13 protein-coding genes and 2 pseudogenes are annotated in these 20,063 nt (G+C 52.5%); all 15 read right to left on the bottom strand.

All coding sequences use genetic code 11. The features are described from left to right. Positions 1-14: 14 nt before the first annotated feature. Positions 15-950, bottom strand: coding sequence for an NAD(P)-dependent oxidoreductase (locus FEF65_RS11200; protein ID WP_274595453.1), 936 nt, complete (start codon positions 948-950; stop codon positions 15-17). Positions 951-1,099: 149 nt separating this feature from the next. Then, entirely contained in the window at positions 1,100-1,630 is a 531-nt protein-coding gene (locus FEF65_RS11195; RefSeq protein WP_138239906.1) for a hypothetical protein, read from the bottom strand. A gap of 98 nt (positions 1,631-1,728) precedes the next feature. Further along, positions 1,729-2,778: a peptidase M42 gene (locus FEF65_RS11190; RefSeq protein ID WP_138239905.1), complete on the bottom strand. Its 1,050-nt coding sequence runs from the start codon at positions 2,776-2,778 to the stop codon at positions 1,729-1,731. A 473-nt stretch (positions 2,779-3,251) separates the two neighbouring features. Then, a complete protein-coding gene (gene mtgA / locus FEF65_RS11185) occupies positions 3,252-3,965 on the bottom strand; it encodes a monofunctional biosynthetic peptidoglycan transglycosylase (RefSeq protein WP_138239956.1) in 714 nt (237 codons plus the stop codon). A 155-nt stretch (positions 3,966-4,120) separates the two neighbouring features. Next, positions 4,121-5,098: pseudogene (locus FEF65_RS13820) on the bottom strand (DUF3387 domain-containing protein); the annotation flags it as partial. A gap of 69 nt (positions 5,099-5,167) precedes the next feature. Next, positions 5,168-7,360 (bottom strand): annotated as a pseudogene (locus FEF65_RS11180) (type I restriction endonuclease subunit R); the annotation flags it as partial. Continuing rightward, the gene (locus FEF65_RS11175) at positions 7,357-8,385 is read right to left on the bottom strand and encodes a virulence RhuM family protein (protein WP_138239903.1); all 1,029 of its coding nucleotides are present in this window, start codon (positions 8,383-8,385) and stop codon (positions 7,357-7,359) included. The gene FEF65_RS11175 and the pseudogene FEF65_RS11180, both read right to left, overlap by 4 nt. Before the next feature lie 136 nt (positions 8,386-8,521). Beyond that, on the bottom strand, positions 8,522-9,409 hold the full coding sequence (locus tag FEF65_RS11170) for an Abi family protein (RefSeq protein WP_138239902.1): 888 nt from the start codon (positions 9,407-9,409) through the stop codon (positions 8,522-8,524). 59 nt (positions 9,410-9,468) lie between these two features. Beyond that, complete coding sequence (locus tag FEF65_RS11165; RefSeq protein WP_138239901.1) at positions 9,469-9,723, bottom strand: hypothetical protein; 255 nt, start codon at positions 9,721-9,723, stop codon at positions 9,469-9,471. Between the two features lie 111 nt (positions 9,724-9,834). After that, positions 9,835-10,335, bottom strand: a complete 501-nt coding sequence (locus tag FEF65_RS11160) for a hypothetical protein (RefSeq protein WP_138239900.1) — start codon at positions 10,333-10,335, stop codon at positions 9,835-9,837. A 20-nt stretch (positions 10,336-10,355) separates the two neighbouring features. Next, positions 10,356-11,537 carry a DUF6161 domain-containing protein gene (locus FEF65_RS11155; RefSeq protein WP_138239899.1) on the bottom strand — a complete coding sequence of 394 codons (1,182 nt, stop codon included), beginning with the start codon at positions 11,535-11,537 and terminating at the stop codon, positions 10,356-10,358. After that, positions 11,534-13,021 carry a restriction endonuclease subunit S gene (locus FEF65_RS11150; protein WP_138239898.1) on the bottom strand — a complete coding sequence of 496 codons (1,488 nt, stop codon included), beginning with the start codon at positions 13,019-13,021 and terminating at the stop codon, positions 11,534-11,536. Before FEF65_RS11150 ends, FEF65_RS11155 begins: the two co-directional genes overlap by 4 nt. After that, a complete protein-coding gene (locus FEF65_RS11140) occupies positions 13,011-15,137 on the bottom strand; it encodes an N-6 DNA methylase (protein ID WP_161595234.1) in 2,127 nt (708 codons plus the stop codon). Before FEF65_RS11140 ends, FEF65_RS11150 begins: the two co-directional genes overlap by 11 nt. A gap of 167 nt (positions 15,138-15,304) precedes the next feature. Further along, complete coding sequence (locus FEF65_RS11135; RefSeq protein WP_138239897.1) at positions 15,305-16,318, bottom strand: dihydroorotate dehydrogenase-like protein; 1,014 nt, start codon at positions 16,316-16,318, stop codon at positions 15,305-15,307. After that, positions 16,311-19,895, bottom strand: a complete 3,585-nt coding sequence (gene nifJ / locus FEF65_RS11130; RefSeq protein ID WP_138239896.1) for a pyruvate:ferredoxin (flavodoxin) oxidoreductase — start codon at positions 19,893-19,895, stop codon at positions 16,311-16,313. Before nifJ ends, FEF65_RS11135 begins: the two co-directional genes overlap by 8 nt. Positions 19,896-20,063 lie beyond the last annotated feature (168 nt).

Here is a 20,063-nt window from a genome sequence, read left to right as displayed (position 1 = left end):
TTTTCTGCATGCATTCATTGCAGCAAGCATTTTACGGCAGCAAAATCCTGATCGAGCAGTGCAACCGGCGCATTCGGATCAAACATCCCGGCCAGCAGACTGCCAACCGGCAGTGAAACTCCGCGATCTGCAGCAGCCTGCTGTACAAATTGCATGTCCTTGGCCATATGTCTGAACGGGAACTGCGGCGGGTAATGACCGTTGATGATCATCTCCTCTTTGATCCGGAACAGCCCGCAGGCCAGAGGCCCGGCTGCCACAGCCTGTAAGAATGTGGCGCTTGAAAGTCCGGACGCCTCAGCCAGATGTGAGGCTTCAGCCAGCCCTTCCATCATCGTGCCCAGCAGCAGATTGATCGCGAGCTTCATGGCAGAGCCGCACCCGGCCTCGCCACAGTAAATCACCCGGCTGCCCATACTGAGCAACAATGGCTCCAGCGCCTGCACTGCAGATTCAGCGCCACCTGCCAATATCACCAGGGTTCCCTGTTGAGCGGGTATTTTTGATCCTGAAACCGGGGCATCGACAAATGTGATACCACGGCCTTGCAGCTGCTGGTTTAATTGTTGCGAACAACTTTGGGGAACGGTGCTCATATTGATCACAGTTTTCCCCTTGCATGCTCCGGCAAGCAGGCCGGACTCCCCGTGCAACACCGCATCGACAGCCTCGGGACCGGTTAACATCAGAATCATAACATCACTGGCATCAGCCACAGCCTGCGGTGTGGCTGCCACATGGGCCCCGATTTCAGCCAGGGGCATGCATCGCTCGGCTGAACGGTTATAGACGGTTAAGCTGAAACCGGCCTTGAGAATATTGGCTGCCATGGCTTGCCCCATAATACCAAGACCGATGAATCCGATTCGTTGTTGCATCTGTTCTCCCTGCTGCCTCTGATGAGCAAAGTTTAAGGGATTGGGGCCATATTGCGAACCCGCGATCCACATGGGTATAGACCGGCATGAATGGTTGTCAGGGGATTCAGCGCATCCATATAGCAAGCGATGATGAATCGAGCGTTTCCGGGCTGGCTATGGACGACCGCTACAATCCGGCATGATGGCAATCAATCAGCATCTCCTTAACAGCATGCTGCTCAACTGAAAAACAGCGCAATCAACAGTATCACCAGCAACGGGAAGAGTATCGGCGCCAGAAAGCGAATCTTGTCGCCCACCGCATCTTTGGAGGGTGTAGTCAATTTCGGTAACAGCATCTGGGCCGCACCGAACAGCAGCACCGCATCTTTGGAGGGAATCGCCACAGCCGGCGCCCAGAAGCCCTCATCAGCCAGCACTTTTTCCCACGGAGCAGTGCAATCCTTTGATTTCCTTGCATGTGGCGAAGGCTCGGTCATTTTTGATGCATCCATCACCAGCCACTCTTCGACCGGTGGATGATACATGGCATGGTCCTCGCGTAACTCGCGAACCGCCCACCAGCCGCAGCCATTACATGTACTCAGGGACGTGGTGACCAGCGGTTTCCCTGCCTGCCGGCAAAAGGCAGCTGATGCCGAAGATGGCTCAAGCTCACGGGAATCCAGCTCGGCCTGACAACAGGGACACTTATTCAGCGTCAGCTGCTTACGGTTCAGGGCAATAATATCAAAGCATACGGTTTGCATGGTTTCTCCTGCCAGGTAATCCGGCCATTCAGGGCGAAGACCCTAACCGGAATGCCGTGATCAAAGGAGGGGGAATTTAACTTGATGGCGTTGCTGCTTCAGATATCGGACAACATGCCGAGTATGCTGATAAACGCTGCGACTGACTCCACCGATGCTGACTCCTCCATGGTGTGGTAACCGGTCGTTGGAATCTGAATAGTGGTTCCGTCAACCAGACCATTGGATGCCGCAATCACCCGCCCCATTTCGGTACTGCCGAGAGAGCGGGGCTTTTCTCCGGCCCTGATCAAGAGCTGGTTTTCCGCTTCAACATATTTGTCCTTATACAGAAAGCTAAAGCCGTTTTCCCGGCACAGCGTTTCGATAAGTGCGGTACTCTCGGGATTGAACGCTGCATTGGCATCCTTTTCCCGCAGCACCAGCAGCTGCTGATTAGCACTCTCAATATCGGGAAACGGACTGGTATCAACCACAAACAATCGATTGGTGGAGCCTCCGAATCGACGGAACCACTCAAGCAGGTAACGCCAGCTTTTGCCGGCCTCTTCCTGAGCGGTAAAAAATGCTGTCCCTTTGAAGCCAAGGCTGAAGAGATGAACCAGTGCGGCAGCAGTCAGCACATTATCCAGCTGGCCGGCCAGTCGCCCCTGATGCAGTCTCAGCTTGTCCTTGAAGGCAATCGGTGTCCCGGCAACGACATCGGCCAATCCGTTAATTTCAAAAATCAGGTTGTTACGAAACTCGCAGACATAGGCCCGTTCAATGACGCCGTTGCCACGATATACCCCGGACCACGGCTCATAGGCATACACCCGCTCGGACTGAAATCGCTCGGTGACCTTGCTCATCAGCTCCTCAGAGACGGAGTTATTCAGAAGATCTGTTCGGTTGGCGGAAACAAAGGCTGCATACTGAAACTCATTCGGCCCGGTGCATATCAAACCGTGGCGATCAATATGAGCTGAAAACATCGTACTGAAGGGGTCACTGCCCTGGGCCACCAGCAGTCCTTCATACCAGGTGACCTTCGCCCCCCGCTCCTCCAGTTCGCGCTGTAGTACCCGGAAAAAGGAGTGCTCGGCGCCCACCACACTTGGCTGTCGGATAATGACTTTTAACAGATCAATGAACTCATGATTCAACATATCAACTCACCTGCCTTCGATGACCTGAGGTCTGCATGCCAGGTGGCAGAACGGAAAATCAGGTGTGCGGCCTGTACATCAGGCACTGCTGCACATGCTAAATAATCACCATCCTGACTCCTATCATTTCATCTGTACGCTCTCCTGATTTCATTCGCCATTAGCGCAATTCAGCAGTGAGCACAAGTAATTTTCACCTCTCTTTCCACTGCAAGGTACAACTTGATTGCAGTCTGGTAAGTTACCATAAGAAGCGATAATAAACATTAATAGGAGAATGTAACTATATGTTATTCAATTGTAATTATTTGTGGCTATTTTTTAGGCTAACTACACACCTGTCATAAAAATGTAATAAGGCATTACCTTCTCACAGGTTTATTCACCGAGTTATCCACAGCTTCTGTGAATAGCTGTCGAACCTCATAAAAATGCACCGGCAATTCCCCTCCATCCAGCACTTCAGCCTATGATCAGGGGATAAGAACCATCGGCATATAGCGAGCAATGGTATGGGTTCGTCTGGCAATCCACCTGGTATGATGTCCGTCGTAATAGCGAGGGTTTGGCAATATGGCAGCAAGCCTTGCCGCCTGCCGGACGGAGAGCATGGAGGCCGGAATTCCATAATAATGACGAGCCGCCGCCTCCGCCCCATAGATGCCATTCCCCCATTCGGCATAATTCAGATAGAGCTCAAGGATGCGCTGTTTGGACAGTGTCGCCTCAAGCATGACGGTAAACACACTCTCCTCAACCTTGCGCCACAGGCTGCGTTCTCCGGACAGGAACAGATTCTTGGCCAGCTGCTGGGTAATCGTGGAGCCCCCGGCCCTGATTCGCCCTGCCTTCAGATTTTTTTCCAGAGCCAGCTGGATACCATCCAGATCAAATCCATGATGCTGCACGAATGAGGCATCTTCAGCTGCAATCACGGCCCGTTTCAGGCGAGGTGAAATATGATCATATGCAACCACATGCTGAGACAGATCCGCATTCGGATTGCTGAGCTGCCGGTTTTGCAGGTCCTGCAGCATAAACGCACTCATTGCTGGCGTATCATGACGCCATGAAAGCACCTGCATAAACGCCCATAGGTGCCAGCTGATCACCAGTACCAGCATGGCGATCAGGAGATATTTCAACCGAAATCGGCTGGACCTGGCGGATCGGGTGGCAGCTGTCATCACGGGCGTATGATAATCCAGCAATAGCGGAGCAACAGTCATCATGCGTGCAAATCTGTCAGCCGGCAGCTCCTCTCCAATGAGCCAGATCACATTACCTGCCATCGATATCACTTCGTCCTGTCGTTCAACCCGGTCAGGACTCGATCTAAAAACTACCTGCTTGCACTCCAGCGTTCGGAAAGAGCCTCTGCCTGCTTGAGTACCAGATCGATTGCCTCCTGCTGGCCATCCGGCGGGTACTTCCACTTGCGCAGTGCCCTGCGGACCAGATTACGCAATTTCGCGCGCACAGAATCTCGTACCTGCCAGTCTACGGTCGTACTCTTGCGCAGCTGTTCGGTGACATGCCTGGCCAGCTCACGAAGATTATCATCGCCCAACTCGCGCACTGCTGACTCGTTCTGAACCAGTGCCCGATAAAATGCGATTTCATCTGCATTCAGCCCTAACTTATCTGCGGCATCAGCATCCGCTTCCATCTCTTTGGCCATCCTGATCAGCTCTTCGATTACCTGTGCGGTCTCAATGGCGCGATTGTGATATTTACGCAACGTTTCCATGATGCGATCGGAGTATTTCTTTTCCAGAACAATATCGGTTTTCATGCGCGCCTTGATTTCATCGCGCAGCAGCTTCTCCAGTAGCTCCACTGCCAGATTCTTTTGTGGCAAATGTTTCACATCTTCGAGGAACTCGTCCGATAGCAGGCCGATATTCGGCTTATCGAGCCCGACCAGATCAAACACATCCGCCACACCATCAGCCACAATCGCGTTATCGATAATTTGCTTGAGTGCCGAATGCATCTCTTCGTCACTGCGCCGCTTATCAATGGTGGTAAACTTCACCACAGCTGCTTTCACCGCCGACAGGAAAGCAATCTCCTTCTTCAAGGCTTCCGCTTCACCGAGTGTACCGGAGAGTGTGTAGGCCTTGCTGATCGCCGCCATCACATCAAGGAAGCGCTTCTTGCCATCCTCGAGAGCCAGAATGTGATTCATCGCTCCCGGCAATAATCTCAATGCTTCGGTCTCATAAGCACTGTAATCGAAGCCGTGCAGCATGCCGCGTACAATATCGAGTTTCTCCAGCAGAATGGCAAAGGCCTCGTGTACATCCAGTGTCGGCGTCCCCCGCCCTTTGGCATCGGTATAGATTTTCAGTGCGTGTTTGAGTTCATTGGCAATGCCGATGTAGTCCACCACCAGTCCGCCCGGCTTATCCCTGAATACCCGATTCACGCGGGCAATGGCCTGCATCAGGTTATGTCCCTTCATCGGTTTATCGACATACATGGTATGACAGTTCGGCGCATCGAACCCGGTCAGCCACATATCGCGCACGATCACCAGTTGCAGCGAATCATTTACATCCTTGAATCGTTTCTCGAACAGTTTTTTAGTCTCTTTGTTGTAGATATGAGGTTGCAGCCTGGCTTTATCGGAGGCCGAGCCGGTCATAACGACCTTGATCGCACCCTTGGCAGGATCATCACTGTGCCACTCAGGGCGCAACGCCACGATGGCATTATACATATCCACACATATATCGCGGCTCATGCAGACGATCATCGCCTTGCCCGGTTCGCTGGCGATGCGCGTCTCAAAGTGAATGACCAGATCCTCACTCACTTCCTGCATGCGCGGACCACTACCAACCAGCTTCTCCAGTGCCGCCCATTTCGACTTGGTCTGCTCGCGAACGGAGAGATCCTCTTCATCCTCGATGACCTCTTCGACCTCATCGTTCAGGGCTTCGATCTCATCCGCTTTGATATCGAGCCTGGCCAGCCGCGATTCGTAATAGATCGGCACGGTCGCGCCATCGTCCACCGCATCCTGAATATCGTAGATCGAGACATAATCGCCGAATACGGCACGGGTATCCTTATCCTCCATGGCAATCGGTGTACCGGTGAACCCGATAAACGATGCCTGCGGCAAAGCATCACGCATGTGTTTGGAATAGCCGAAGGTGTATTTCTTATCGATGACATTGCCCGCTTTGTCTTTCACATCAACAAGACGGGCTTTGTCTCCGTACTGGCTGCGATGCGCCTCATCCGAGACCACCACGATATTATGGCGCTGACTTAGTACCGGATGTGTAGCTTCATCACCCAGCAGCGCGAACTTCTGCACCGTAGTAAAGATGATCCCACCAGCCTGACGCGAGGCGAGAATATCCCGCAGATCATCGCGATCGACTGCCTGTACCGGTGTCTGTTTCAGGGTTTCCGAAGCCATCGAAAAGGTATTGAACAACTGCCCGTCGAGATCGTTGCGATCGGTCACTACCACGATGGTCGGATTATTCATCTCCGGCTGTGCCAGCAGCTTGCCGGCATAGCAGACCATCGAGATCGACTTGCCCGAGCCTTGCGTATGCCAGACCACGCCCGCTTTACCCGAACCAGGCACCACTTCCGAGCCGTAGCTCGCGCGCGGCTCCCGCGCCTCACCCCCGGCCCGCTGCGAGGCAATCACCGTTGCCTTCACCGCTTCGCGCACAGCGTGGAACTGATGGTAGCCGGCGATCTTCTTGATGACACTGTCCCCATCGTTTTCAAACAACACAAAGTGATGGATGTAATCGAGGAACAGCTCCGGATTAAAGAAGCCCTTCACCAACGTTTCCAGCCGGTATTCAAACAGCGGCTTGTCATCTTCATTGGCGATGGTGCGCCACGGCAGAAAACGCTCCTTGTTGGCCGTGAGCGATCCCACCCTGGCGCTTAGTCCATCACTGACCACCAATGCCTCATTGAAGGTGAAGAGATCGGGAATCTCATCCTTGTAGGTTTGCAGCTGCTGGTAGGCTTGCCAGATATCGGCATTGGAATCGGCGGGATTTTTCAGCTCCAATACAGCCAGTGGCAAGCCGTTGATAAAGACGATCACATCCGGCCGGCGATTGCCTTTGGCTCCGGTAATCGTGTACTGATTCACCACCAGAAACTGGTTGTTGGCCGGATTGGTGAAGTCAATCAGCTGCACATAGTCGTGTTTCTTTTCGCCCTCACCCTCAATCCCTCTCCCATAGGGAGAGGGAAAGCCGCCCCCTCGCCCGCCGGGAGAGGGTTGGGGTGAGGGTATGTATTCGACCTTCACCCCCTCCAAAAGCTGGCGATGGAATACCTTATTGTTCTTAATCAGCACCGGCGTTTCCGGCTTGGCGACCTGATGACTCACCTGCTCCAGCACCGACGTGGGGATATGCGGGTTAATGACCTTCAATCGCTCCAGCAAGCGCCCGAACAAAGCGATCTGGCGATAGTCGCTGCGCTCCGGGCTATCTCCATCGGGAGCAATGTCATAACCACAGGCATAGTCGTAACCGATGGACTGGAACCATTCGAGACAGAGTTGTTCGAGCTGATCTTCGCTGATCATTGCTTGTCCTTGTTCGATAAAGAATTCAACTGTTTGATATCCTGCTCCAGCTCTTTCAGGCTCTCTTCATGCTGTAGAAGCCGCTTCTGTTCCCTGTATTTCTCATACTCATCTGCCGATCTTTCCAGCGCCATTTGATGGCTGATTTTACCAGCGTGAGTCAACAGCTCCCGTCCGTTGAGTTGAATGATTGCATCCAGCCGGGCAATCCAGTCTTTCATGTACATGGGGGTTCGCTGCTGAGCCATGGTTTCGGCAAAGGCGAGATATTGCTCCACAAGTAAACCCAACAACTTGATTTCATCTTCTCTGAGATAGTTCTTGGCCACGCTGACATCACTTTTACGAACCGGCAGATCACCTTTTTTATCCAGCGACTGCATCCCCATTAGCGGCAATGCCGCGTCCACCCGGCGATACACCAGCTCCGCAGCTGTCTGCTCGCTGATTGCCCACAACAACTTATTTTGTATCACCTTGAAAAACTCGACTGTCTTCTCGTCTTTCGGATCGTAATCGATACTGGTGGTGTAGATGTCCTTGATCTTCTGATAAAAGAAGCGTTCGGAGAGTCGAATCTCCCGGATGCGTCCCTGGAGTTCGGAAAAGTAGTTCATCGACTGGCCGCTCTTGAATCGCTCATCATTCAACGCAAAGCCTTTGACGATATACTCCTTCAGCCGCTGGGTCGCCCAGATGCGGAACTGCGTGCCCTGCTGCGATTTCACGCGGTAACCCACGGAGATAATCACATCCAGATTATAAAATTGAACGTCTCTGGACTGAGTTTTATCCGCCATCGCACCATGGCGAGTGGTTGTCCGGAATTTCCGGACAACCAGTTGCTCATCCAGTTCGCCTTCAGAAAAAATATTGGCGATATGCTCAGAAATGGTCTTTTTGCTTTTCCCGAACAGTTCAGCCATATGATTCTGCGTCAGCCAGACTGTTTCATCCTCCAGCCGCACATCCAGCCTGATTTTCCCGTCAGGGTTCCGGTAAATGAGAATCTCAGATTGTGTCATTTCATCTCTCCCATGCGCGATTCAAGACCAGGCACCGACAGTTGAAGGCTGGATCCGGCAATTGACGACAGCGTCAATAAGCGTATGTTTCGCCGCAATATGGCTGGCGCGGCACCTTGTGTGTTGGCGCCAGTTTTCATTTCAGCCCCCACAAATCCCAGCTTTGCCAATCATCGATCAGGCCCATGTCGTATGGTGTCACCGCCTTGCAATGCAGGATTGGGAAATCCTGCAACAAGCCTTCGAATCGAACCGCCCACGTTGAGTTGGGGCAAATGTTTTTCATTAGCTTCTGCATGATGCAGAAATAGAAGAAAGCGCGTTCCGGTTTGAGCTTATCCCAGTTCTTGCCCTGCATGGGGCGAACGTATTCGAGCATGTTGGCATTCCACAACCGGCTATGATGCGCCGATACATTGCGTACAAAGGTCAGTCCTCTGAGCCACCCTGCCAATTCCGCTCCATTCGCAGCTCCATACTTGGCAGCAATCACATCCTGATCCGCTCGCACCATGCCGCCGAACAGCTTGGAGAGCATGCCGAAATCCCAAATCTCGGTTGAAACCCAGATCGGAAGCTTTCCGTACTTATCCAGATAGTGTTTCACAAACTCAACCTGCCTGGAGCGGTTGAGGTTCTTCTGGAAAGAGTCCAGCCACTCCTGATGACCTGTCTTTCCGCTCGTGCGAACAGCGGATACAAAATCGGTATAGAAAATTTCTGGTTTCTCATGTGCATGAATATCCCGCTCGCCCAGAAGGTGCGCCACATCCACACGCACTGACATCTCGATACGTTCCAGCGCATCCAGAGCCAATAGTCGCAGCTTCTTGTCCCAAACATAGAGGTGAACGGCATCCTCGAAGTGTGCGCAGTCCATAAAGTTTTCTACGCGCTTGGTGGCAAGATTCCCGTTTTCATCCTTGATGATTTCAAAATCCCGGAATGGGTAGAGATAGCCACTGAGGCGGTAATAGCCGAGCCGCTCCAGGTAATTGAGCGCCTTGGCGTCGTCATCGACCATCAACCCGCGACCTTTCAGAATCGCCAGCTGCTCCTTGAACGACTTCCACGGCTTACCGCTCACTTTTTCTTCGCTCCTGATTTCTGGGCAAGCGCACTTCCCGCTGCGGATTTGGACGCTTTGCTGGTTCGGCCATCACTCAAGGTTTTAGACGCGGCAGTCGCGGCCTTCGCAGAGGTCTGCTTCTTCGGCGCATTGGTTTGTGAAAGTGCACTGGCAGCCGCCGTTTTAGACTTCGAGCCGGTTGCTTTGCTGGTCAGCGTTTTGGCTGCACTGCTCGCCGCCTTTGGTCCGGTCACTTTTTTGTTTGCCATGCTTTACTCCTTGCCTTCCAGATCGAATAACTGCTGTTCAATGTTCAAACATGCCTCCCCATGCACAATTCAAGACCAGGCACCACATTCCCCTAAATATTCCTCCGAAGTTCAATCACCTTGGCCCCCCAGTTTTAGATATTCATCCCTGGAAATCGTATGCAACAGAAGCCCCCATCTAAATGGCCCAGGAATGCCTTTGCCTTTTAGTATCTTCTCAACTTCCTCAATCACAAATGGATTATCAAAAGGGTGAGGGCCAGGGTGCACTGCCTCACTTTGGGGCCAATAGAGAGCTAACAAAGCTTCGGGTTTAATAGACTCTACTGTAATCCGCCACCCATACTGAAACTCATTTGGAAACTTCTTTTGGGTATACTCATCTATTTGAAGCTGCAGCTCACTTAGCTCTTCAGAACTATTTAATCGGTCTACTGCAAATTGAACTCCAGAAACGACTCCCCATACGATAAAAAAAGCAATAGCTACTGTCCCAAATGGAAGAGCCAATTTCCTTCGATGAAACCAAACCTTGGTTAGCACCGCAAGAATTGCAGCTGCTATTAAGTTGCCAATAACACCATTGAATAAGTTGTTAGTATCTAGCTCCATGATTTTCCACTTAATATCATTTATTTCCTACTTAAAAGCTCCACCAAAGTAGGCGGAGCACCATCATCTTTTACCATGCCATCTGTTGCTGGCTTAAATAGACGCTCAAGGATCAACTTTTTGTCATCGGGAGCGAACTCGGAACCTTCACGAATGATGGAAAGGTAAGTTTGCAACATGGTCACTCGCTCAGCGGCATCGGTGGCGAGATGCATATTGCTGACAAACAGGCGAACAAGAATTCTTTCAAGCCAGATCGCAAAAAAAGCAGCCACAGCAAACACGCCTACTTGCCACATCTTCGGCTGTTCCTCGGGTTTTAGATTTAAGAACAGGTCATGGGCGGCCCCACCTAAACCATCGAATAAAAACCAACCAACAACCAAGGAAATGATGGCGTAGATCAGCGCTTTCCAGTTGTGCCCCACCCGCCGCGAATCCCAATATTCTACTGGTTTTCGAAGTGCCAGCTTCTGATCATAAGCATCTTCAATGGCTTTCAGGTTCTTTTCGTGCTCTGCAATCAAATCGGAAAACGTTTTGGTCTGTTCTTCATGCAGAGTATCAAGCTTGGCTTTCTGCTCTTTCAACTCCTTAGAGAAATGCGCGTTAAGAACCTGATTCGTTTCAGCAAGTTGTTCTGCGTTCTTCTTTTGGACAGATATATTTCCGGAGTACTGCCGTTTGAGGTTTTCAAGCGCTTCTCGATGAGTAGTCGCAGTCCATTCGATTTCATTGCGGAATAGAAACGCCTGAAGAACCCCCTCGATAAACTGAGGGTGTTGCGGTTGGTTTTGAGGGGTATATGTGCCACCTAATGCAATATATGCACCAGCAGCAGCTGTAGGAGATGACTCACCACTCAACTTAAGGAGAAAAGCTCCGATCTCAGATGAACTAAGCCAAAAGCCTTGAGAATTAATACGGGATTCAACCGAGGATTTAATTGAAGCAATTGGTGCTAAAGAAGCATTTGAGTCGTCGACAGCCTGACGCCACTGTTGAAGTATCGGGTTAATCTGACCATGAATCTGATTAAATGCTGCGGGCCCGTTTCTAGATTCGGGAATTGAACTCAACCACTGCCACTTGGCCGTTTCCTCAGTTAGCCATGTAACCACTTCATCAGGAGTATGAAACTCTAAAGTTCCACCTTTCTCACCAAGCTCAAGAATTAAGCTGGGCTTTGCTTTCTTACTCATGCGGCCTCCTCAAGCTCTGCTTCGGCAGCGTCGACAGATATTTCCCCGGAAAGGAGTTTAGGGAGCAATCCGTCTCGCATTTCGGATAGGCACTCATTCTCTTTAAGGTTTCCAAGAATCTTGTCTATAAACGGACTCACACATTCTGAGTATGCCTCTAGTAACGCTTCGTCAGGAGATATGATTTCGATCTTAGAAAAGTTTCCTGTGTTGAGATTAAGTGTTGCGCTGCCACCGCTAGCCAAGTCATGCAGAAAATCCCGCTTTTCAAGCATCAGAAAATACAGATACGGTGTAGCAGAAGAGTGCTCTGGTACAATGCTGTTGATCTGTTGATTGGTAAAACTTTCTTCATGCGTAATCACAACTTGGCCAACCGTTGCAATACAACTTACGCAAACAGCCCCTTTGGGTAATCTCTTATTGAATTGAGTCTGCCCACCTGCCTTAGTGAGGGAATCTGTTGATTTAGTAACAAACATATTCCCATGCATATCCGGTATTTTTATAAATGGAATATTTCCACCGTAATATTCTTCGTGTTTCTTAGATGGAGTTTTTCCGCAGACCACCTTACCCCATGAAGCGATAGACTTTATTTCCCAGCCCTCCGGAATGGGGCCGAGGGGGGAACCGGTGAGGGTTGAGGGGAAGAGTGCGGCGGTGGCGGCGAGTTGCTCAGGTTCCCATTGATCCAGCCCCATGGGTTCAAAGTTTTTGACCACAAGAGGATGAAGCATTTCTTCCCAGCCCGAATATCCAGCTTCCATGCTCTCCAACGCTTCGAGTGTTACATTTCCCGCAATGAATGCCTGAGCAGCAAAGGCTTGCGCCTTCTCACTGCCTCCCTTCTCCCGAATAATCATTTTGGCCTTCACCGGATCGAAATCGACAAACCACGATTTGAATATCGCCTGCGCCATCTCTTCCAGCGTCCGGTTGATCTGCCGGTTGAGTTCGATTTTGTCGTGCAAGGATGAAAGACAATCCACAAGCTGTTTAAGCTCGTCCTCATTCTCAGGGTACGGGACAGGGAATTTTCTAATCTCGCCCAAAGAGAGATATTGCTGAGTTGTCCCTCTTAATCTTTCCTTGATTTGAACCTGTGCTTGAGGAGAGGAAAGGTAAAAGTACAACCACTTTGCTTTATACGGATTATTGTTTTTTAGTAGACCAACATTTTTGATCGCAAAATCAGGTTCATCTTCTATAAGACAAGGTTGTCCTACGGTTCCGATCATGGATAACAACACATCATATCGATCCACCTTGCTTCTTCGATTTACCTCATCGAAGTCTTCAATGGAGATATGGTATGCATTTGATAGGTCTAGTCGTCCTCCAACTATGTGCTTGGATGTCACAAGAGGTTTTCCATCTTCTATTCGTTTAGGTGAGTCATGCGTCCCATCTGCAACTTTGGTGCAATAATCTTGTGCGGTAGCAACTATCCACCCATTAGGCAGTTGGTACTTATATCCCATACCCGAGCCCTGCCAGATTCTTTTTGATCTCAGCTTCCAGTCGGTCGCTTTCGGCGAACTGTTCGCTTAAGGCGGCAGTAAGGCGCTGCATCTTTTCGCCGAAGGGTTCTGAGTCCTCTTCGGCATCGGCAGCACCGACGTAGCGTCCGGGCGTGAGCACATAGTCGTGCTTTTTGATCTCATCGAGTTTGGCGGATTTACAGAAGCCGGGAATGTCCTGATAACCCTCACCTGAATCCTCTCCCAGAGGGAGAGGACTTTTGAGCCCCCTCGCCCTCTGGGAGAGGGCTGGGGTGAGGGCATCATAAATCTGCTGCAAAACAGACTCGGTATTCTGTAGAACATCATTGTTCCAGAACCGCAGCACTTTGATGCCTTTCGATTCCAGAAAATCTGTTCGCTGATTGTCCTTCGCCATGGCTGCTTCGGTATTGTGCTGCCCGCCGTCAAGCTCAATGGCCAACTGTTCCTCATTACAAAAGAAATCCAGAATGTATGGATCTACTGGATGTTGCCGCCGGAACTTGCAATTTTCGATTTGACGATTGCGTAACAGGCTCCAGAGCAGCGCTTCGGCGCTGGTCTGGTTTCTTCTCAAATCTCTGGCGTTGTTAAGCAGATATTCAGGAAGTTTCTTTTGCGGGTTCTCACCCTCACCCCGACCCTCTCCCATGGGGAGAGGGAAAAAGGATTGCCAGTTGTGGAATGTGTCGGTGACTTTGTCCAGGTCTTCCTGCGTGAAATCGCGCAGCACGCGATCTTTCATGTAGCCGAGGTTGCGGGCATCGATGAAGAGTACTTCACCGGAGCGGTCGCGTAAGTTCCGGCCACTGGCGGAGGTGCGCGCCTTTTTGTTCTTCGTCAGGAACCAGATACAGGCAGGAATCTGGGTGTTGGTGAAGAGCTGACCGGGGAGTGCCACCATGCACTCCACCAGATCATGCTCAATCAGGGCTTTGCGAATATCGCCTTCCCCAGAGGTGTTCGAACTCATTGAGCCATTGGCGAGCAGCAGGCCCATGGAGCCGTTCGGGGCGAGGTGATAGAGCATGTGCTGCATCCAGGCGAAGTTGGCATTGCCGCTCGGCGGCTTGCCGTAGACCCAGCGCGGATCGTGTTCACTCACGCCGGTGTCCCACTCCTTCATATTGAATGGTGGATTGGCCATCACATAGTCGGCGCGCAGATCGGGATGCTGATCGTTCGTATATGTGTTGGCGGGCTCCTTGCCGAAATTGAAGTCGATGCCGCGAATCACCATGTTCATCGCCGCCAGCTGCCAGGTGGTGTGATTCATCTCCTGCCCGTAGATGGAGACGTCACCAATGCGACCCTGATGCTCGCGGATAAAATGCTCGGACTGCACGAAGAAGCCGCCGGAGCCCATGGCCGGGTCGTACACGCGGCCCTTGAACGGCTCCAGCATCTGCACGATCAGCGAGACTATCGATTTGGGGGTGTAGAACTGGCCGCCCTTCTTGCCTTCGGCGAGCGCGAACTGGCCGAGGAAATACTCGTAGACATGGCCGAGGATATCCTTGGCATCGAGCGAGGCATGGGTGAAGGGAACGGTACTGATCAGATCAATGAGTTCGCCAAGCTTGGACTGGTCGATCTGCAGGCGGGTGTAGTTTTTATTGAGCACGCCTTTGAGCTTGGGGTTGTCGTGTTCGATCGCTTCCAGCGCATGGTCGATCAGCTGGCCGATGGAGCGAATCTTTTTGGTGCTGTTGCCATCACGAACTTCCAGCTCGCCGGTGATGACCACCTTGTTTTTATCCTGCAGGAACTTCCAGCGCGCCGCTGTCGGCACCCAGAAAACATTGGCCTCGGCATAGTAGTCGCGCTGCTCCAGCTCTTCGGCAATCTCTGCATCGTAGTCGTCGGGGGTATCGAAATCGGCTGCATCGAGGAAGTAATCACTATCGGCATCGCGCAACTGGGCATTGATCTCGTCGCGGCGCAGATCGAAGGCATCGGATACATATTTGAGGAACACCAGCCCCAGCACCACATGCTTGTATTGCGAGGCATCGAGCGATGGCAGCAGCTTGTTGGCCGCAGTCCACAGCTTCTTTTCCAGCTCGCGCAGAAATACCTGCTCATGTTGATCCATGAAATGCCCCTCTCCCTGAATGAATCGCCTTAGCTTAGACGATGATGCCAAAAACAGGAATCAAACGTACAACCAGGCTCCGATAATACTTCCAGCCACTGTATTTGCGCGCGTGCATGATATTGCCCGCCAGTCATATGGTAAGCGGATCAATTTACCCTTTATCATCAGCGCCAAACACCATCCGGTGAATGAAAACTGTCGAGGGTTTTAATGTAGTTGGCGCGCTCAAATGCGGCCGGATCAATCGCTCTGGCATGGCTGACGCTGCCCTTGAGCTGAGCCACCGATGCGTATTCCTTCTCCTCCATCCATTGCATCATTCCATTTAGCACTTCACCCAGATATTCAGGACCGTGATGCAGCAGTGCCGCACACATATGGGTCACATCGGCACCGGCAAGCAGCAGTTTGATGGCGTCATCATGCGTGTGGATACCACTGGTGGCGGCCAGCGTGATCTTCACCCGCCCGTAAAGCATGGCGATCCACCGCATCGACAGGCGCGATTCGACAGAGGTCGAGAGTTTCAGACTCGGGGTAACCGCCAGTGTCTGCAGATCCATATCGGGCAGGTAATAACGGTTAAACAGTGAAACACCATCGACCCCGGCTATCTCCAGCCGTTTCACCAGCTGGCCGATGGAGGTGAACTGAGGCGAAAGCTTCATCATCACAGGAATGGCAACCTGCTTTTTTACCGCTGTAAGAATATCGATATAGCGGCTCTCGATCTGTTCGGATGAGCAGGTCAGATCGGATGGCATGAAGTAGATATTCAACTCCAGTGCATCGGCTCCGGCCTGTTCAAGCTCACAGGCATGCGTCGTCCAGCCACCGGGTGTGGTGCCGTTCAGGCTGGCAATCACCGGAATCTCAAGTGATCGTTTCAATCCGGCCAGCTGCTCAAGATACGTTTCCAGATGGGTACGGTAGCCATCATTCACCGGCAGGTAGCTGGAGGCTTCAAAGTGACCGATCCCCTGATGATGCATCAGATGATCGAGACGCTCCTCATCCTCAATCACCTCCTCCTCAAACAATGAGTTCATAACAATGGCGGCGGCACCGGCATCTTCCAGCCGCCGGGCCATATCGGGTTGACGGGCCAGCGGGGAGGCCGATGGAACCAGCGGATTTTTCAGCACCATCCCCAGGTATTCGGTAGAGAGGTCAATCATCATTTCCCTCCTCTTTTTCATAGGATAGCGAGGCAAGCTGCTCGTAATGATGGAAGCGCTCCAATACCCCCTGCTGCGCCCGTTGCAGCAAGCGTTCGGCGGCATCCGGGTGGGTGCGCCAGAGCATTGAAAAACGGGCTTCGCTTTGGGCAAAGGTCTTGTAGGGAATGGAAGGTTTTTTCGAGTCGAGCTGCAATGGATTCTTGCCGGCCGCTGCCCGCCTCGGATCAAAGCGCAGCAGGTTGATATGACCACTCTCCACCGCCAGCTCCTGCTGCCGGATGTTATGCGAGAGATCAACACCATGGGCGATGCAGGGGCTATAGGCGATAATCAGTGAAGGTCCATCATAGCTCTCCGCCTCGATAAAGGTTTTCAGCGTTTGCAGATCTTTGGCCCCGAAAGCGACATGGCCGACGTAGACATGTTTATAGGCCATGGCAATCATCGACAGATCCTTCTTCGGCACTGATTTGCCGCCGGCCGCAAATTTCGCTACCGCAGCCATCGGGGTCGACTTGGACATCTGCCCGCCGGTGTTGGAGTAGACCTCGGTATCAAGCACCAGAATATTGACGTTGCGGCCACTGGCCATGACATGATCCAGCCCGCCGAAACCGATATCGTAGGCCCAGCCATCACCACCGATAATCCAGACGCTCTTTTTCACCAGATCATCGGCCACAGACTCAAGATTGCGTGCCAGCTCTCCATCACAGCCGGCCAGATGGGTTTTCAGCTGCGCAATGCGCTGGCGCTGCTCATGGATACCCGGCTCGTCCGACTGATCTGCATCCCTGATCGCAGCTATCAGTGCCGGATCGATATACAGCCCGGGTGTCTGCAGCAGTTGCAACGCATAGTCACGATGGGCATCAATGGCCAGACGGAAGCCAAGGCCGAATTCCGCATTATCCTCAAACAGTGAGTTTGACCACGCCGGCCCCCTGCCCTCGGCGTTGGTGGTGTAAGGCGTCGTTGGCAGATTACCGCCATAAATGGAGGAGCAACCGGTTGCATTGGCAATGACCATGCGATCACCGAAAAGCTGGGTCGCCAGCTTGATATAGGGTGTTTCACCACACCCGACACAGGCACCTGAAAACTCAAACAACGGCTGCGCCAGCATCGCCCCCTTCAGGCCACCCCAACGGATCTGTTCACGGTCATAATCGGCCAGGCTGCGGAAAAACGCCCAGTTATGACGCTCCTGCTCCCGAAGTGGCGGCTGCGGTGCCATATTCAATGCCTTGCGGCTGGCATGGCTCTTGTCCCTGACCGGGCAGATCTCCACACAGAGGCCGCAACCGGTACAGTCCTCCGGCGCCACCTGATAAGTAATATGCATACCCGCCTCAAACTCACGTCCGATCACCGGCACATGCTTAAAGCCCGGCGGGGCATCAGCTGCCGCATCGGCCGGAAACACCTTGGAACGAATGGCTGCATGCGGGCAAACAAACGGGCATTTACCACAATGAATGCAGAGCTCCTGATCCCAGACCGGAATTTCAAGGGCCAGGTTGCGCTTCTCAAATGCTGCCGTACCCGATGGCCAGGTGCCATCGGCCGGCATCAGGCTGACCGGTATCGCATTGCCACGCCCGGCCATCATTTCACCGGTCACATGTCTGACGAAATCCGGGGCATCTGCAGTAACGGCCGCTTTCATTTCCGTATTGCTGCTAACCTGCTCCGGCACCGTGACCCGGAAGAGATGAGCCAGTGCTGCATCGATGGCGGCAAAATTACGCTCGACCATCTTGCCACCCTTGCGCCCGTAGGTTTTCTCAACCGCCGCCTTGATGCTGGCAATCGCCTGCTCTTTTGGCAGTACCCCGGATATGGCAAAAAAGCAGGTTTGCATGACGGTATTGATGCGTCGCCCCATGCCTGAGTCGGCTGCCACTTTGTAGGCATCGATGACATAAAATTGCAACGCTTTATCAATGATCTGCTGCTGCATGGTTTTACTCAACTGGTGCCAGATCCGATCGGCACTGTGCGGACTGTTAAGCAGAAAAACTGCCCCCTTTGCCGCATAGGCCAGCATATCATAACGCTCAAGAAACAGTGGCTGATGGCAGGCGATAAAGTGAGCCTCATCATGACCGATCAGATAGGTGGAGCGAATCAGCTCGGGGCCAAAGCGCAGATGCGAGATTGTCACCGCCCCCGCCTTTTTCGAGTCGTAGACGAAATAGCCCTGGGCAAACAGATCGGTACCTTCACCGATGATCCTGATCGAATTCTTGTTGGCCGAGACCGTTCCGTCCGAGCCGAGACCGTAAAACATGCAGCGCGTCACATTCAGGCCTGCATCAACCGCCATCTCCTGCCAGTCAAGACTGCTATGAGTCACATCATCATAAATACCGATGGTGAAATGGTTTTTCGGCGCCTGTTTGCCAAGTTCATCAAACACGGCCCGGATCATGCCGGGCGTAAATTCTTTGGATGAGAGGCCATAGCGCCCCCCGATGATGCGCGGCATGGCGAAAAATCGATCGCCACCACTGCCGACATAGGTCGCCAGTGCCGTGACCACATCCTTATAAAGCGGCTCACCATCAGCGCCCGGCTCCTTGCATCGATCCAGCACGGCAATCTTTTTAACAGTGACGGGCAGTGCGGCAATCAGGTGCGTGGCCGAAAACGGGCGAAACAGACGCACCTTCAACACGCCCACCTTCTCTCCCCTACGGAGCAGATGATCGACCGTTTCCACCGCCGCTTCAGCACCGGAGCCCATCAATATCATGATGCGATCAGCATCGGCGGCACCATGGTATTCGAACAGCTGGTACTGTCGTCCGGTCAGCCCGGCATAGCTGTCGAAACAATCCTGTACAATCGCCGGCATGGCTTCATACCATGGATTCACCGATTCCCGCCCCTGAAAATAGACATCGGGATTCTGGCTACTGCCACGGACACAGGGGCTGTCCGGGCTGAGCGCCCGGCTGCGATGAGCCCGAACCAGTGCATCGGGTAACATCGCCTTGATGACCTCATCACCCAATACTTTGACCCCATTGATTTCGTGTGAAGTGCGAAATCCGTCAAAAAAATGTACGATCGGAATTCGCCCTTTCAGCGTCGCCGACTGGGCAATCAGGGCAAAATCCATCACCTCCTGCACCGAGTTGGCACTGAGCATAGCAAATCCGGTCTGACGCACAGCCATCACATCGGAGTGATCTGCAAAAATGGAGAGCGCCTGCGCAGCGATGGAGCGGGCGGCGACATGGAAAACCGTACTGGTCAGTTCACCGGCAATTTTGTACATATTGGGGATCATCAGTAGCAGCCCCTGCGATGAGGTGAAGGTGGTAGTCAGAGCTCCGGTTTGCAATGCGCCATGCACAGTGCCGGCCGCACCTGCCTCACTCTGCATCTCAACGACCGCAGGAATAGCTCCCCAGAGGTTCGTGCGCCCCTGATTCGACCAGCTGTCGGACATCTCACCCATCGCTGATGAGGGAGTAATCGGGTAGATGGCAATCACTTCATTGGTGCGGTGTGCGATCAGCGCCGCTGCCTCATTGCCATCGATGGTCACACATTGTTTCGCCATACCGTCTCCTTATGGAGATGCTGATTTACTGCCTCTTGGCAAACATCAGCTCGCAAAGGCGCTCCTTTGCCTTTGCTTACAAATCAAACACTTAAGCGCTCGATTTGATTCACTACATCGCAGCAAGACCCATCCATGGGCCGCACGGAGGTAGTGAAGATCTGCCCC

It is taken from the genome of Mariprofundus erugo (assembly GCF_005818865.1).
Taxonomy (GTDB): Bacteria; Pseudomonadota; Zetaproteobacteria; order Mariprofundales; family Mariprofundaceae; genus Mariprofundus; species Mariprofundus erugo.
Note: the sequence above shows the minus strand (reverse complement) of the source record. Positions and strands in the feature narration are given on the sequence as shown.

Coding starts and splice junctions, on each gene's coding strand:
- FEF65_RS11200 (WP_274595453.1), bottom strand. CDS start 950: ATGTGGATCGCGGGTTCGCAATATGGCCCCAATCCCTTAAACTTTGCT.
- FEF65_RS11195 (WP_138239906.1), bottom strand. CDS start 1,630: ATGCAAACCGTATGCTTTGATATTATTGCCCTGAACCGTAAGCAGCTG.
- FEF65_RS11190 (WP_138239905.1), bottom strand. CDS start 2,778: ATGTTGAATCATGAGTTCATTGATCTGTTAAAAGTCATTATCCGACAG.
- mtgA (WP_138239956.1), bottom strand. CDS start 3,965: ATGACAGCTGCCACCCGATCCGCCAGGTCCAGCCGATTTCGGTTGAAA.
- FEF65_RS11175 (WP_138239903.1), bottom strand. CDS start 8,385: ATGACACAATCTGAGATTCTCATTTACCGGAACCCTGACGGGAAAATC.
- FEF65_RS11170 (WP_138239902.1), bottom strand. CDS start 9,409: ATGGTCGATGACGACGCCAAGGCGCTCAATTACCTGGAGCGGCTCGGC.
- FEF65_RS11165 (WP_138239901.1), bottom strand. CDS start 9,723: ATGGCAAACAAAAAAGTGACCGGACCAAAGGCGGCGAGCAGTGCAGCC.
- FEF65_RS11160 (WP_138239900.1), bottom strand. CDS start 10,335: ATGGAGCTAGATACTAACAACTTATTCAATGGTGTTATTGGCAACTTA.
- FEF65_RS11155 (WP_138239899.1), bottom strand. CDS start 11,537: ATGAGTAAGAAAGCAAAGCCCAGCTTAATTCTTGAGCTTGGTGAGAAA.
- FEF65_RS11150 (WP_138239898.1), bottom strand. CDS start 13,021: ATGGGATATAAGTACCAACTGCCTAATGGGTGGATAGTTGCTACCGCA.
- FEF65_RS11140 (WP_161595234.1), bottom strand. CDS start 15,137: ATGGATCAACATGAGCAGGTATTTCTGCGCGAGCTGGAAAAGAAGCTG.
- FEF65_RS11135 (WP_138239897.1), bottom strand. CDS start 16,318: ATGATTGACCTCTCTACCGAATACCTGGGGATGGTGCTGAAAAATCCG.
- nifJ (WP_138239896.1), bottom strand. CDS start 19,895: ATGGCGAAACAATGTGTGACCATCGATGGCAATGAGGCAGCGGCGCTG.